A 1,118-nucleotide genomic window follows, 5' to 3' on the forward strand; every position below is an offset into this window, starting at 1 on the left:
CCAACAAATCACCGACCCCCACCACCTCCGCAACCTCCTCCTCACACTCGAAACCATCCACCAACACAACGCCCGCACCGCCCTACGAAACGCACCCCCCGGCAACCCCCTCAACCGCTGGAACCACGCCAGCACCCACGCCCTCGACATGGCCCACACCCACACCCACCGCCTCGCCGCCGACGCCTTCCTCACCACCATCAACAACACCACCCACCCCCCCACCAAACACCTCCTCACCACCCTCTACCGCCTCTACACCTACACCCAACTCACCCCCCACACCACCACCCTCCTCACCCACAACCAACTCACCCACACCCAAACCCAAACCCTCCCCACCGCCCTCACCAACACCCTCAACACCCTCACCCCCCACCTCAAAACACTCACCCAAGCCCTCCACACCCCACCCCAATACCAAACCCACATCCCCCTCACCCACCCCAACTACACCCACCACATCCCCACCCACACCACCCACACCCACCCCAACACCCACACCACCAACGCCAACGCCAGCGGCAACGACGGCACCGGCCACGACCACAGCAACAGCACCCACACCAGCAGCAACGACACCAACACCCACACCAGCACAGGCACCAGCACCGACGGCAGCACCGACACCGACACCAGAGGCAGCACCGGTGCCGGCACCGGCACCGGCACCGAGAACACCCGACAGAACAACAACAGAAACAACAACAAGAACAACAACGGGAACGGGAACGGCAACGGGAACGGCAACGGCAACTACCACCGCCACTACCTACACACCAACACCACCACCCAACCCCACACCACCCACCACCACACCACCAACCCCCACTGCACCCACCCCGACTGCCTCACCGACAACACCCACTGCATCACCCCACCCACACCCACCACCAACCCCAACCCCACACCCACCACACACGCCCCCTAACCCGCCACCACAAACCACAGACCACCGGCCACCGGCCACAGCACACGGCACGGCAAACACCCACCGGCCGCGGCGCACGAGGGACGCCACGACCACACCACACCAAGCACCCACAACACAGCCACACCAAACACCAAACACCAAACACCAGACAGCACACAGCACACAGCACACAGCACACAGCACA

At 64.0% G+C, this 1,118-nt stretch carries 1 protein-coding gene; it reads left to right on the top strand.

All coding sequences use genetic code 11. The features are described from left to right. Window positions 1-931, top strand: a 931-nt coding sequence (locus IG78_RS44725) for an acyl-CoA dehydrogenase (protein WP_283936563.1), incomplete at its 5' end; no start/stop codon positions are given. Window positions 932-1,118: the final 187 nt, after the last annotated feature.

It is taken from the genome of Streptomyces aureocirculatus, assembly GCF_000720475.1.
Classification (GTDB): Bacteria; Actinomycetota; Actinomycetes; order Streptomycetales; family Streptomycetaceae; genus Streptomyces; species Streptomyces aureocirculatus.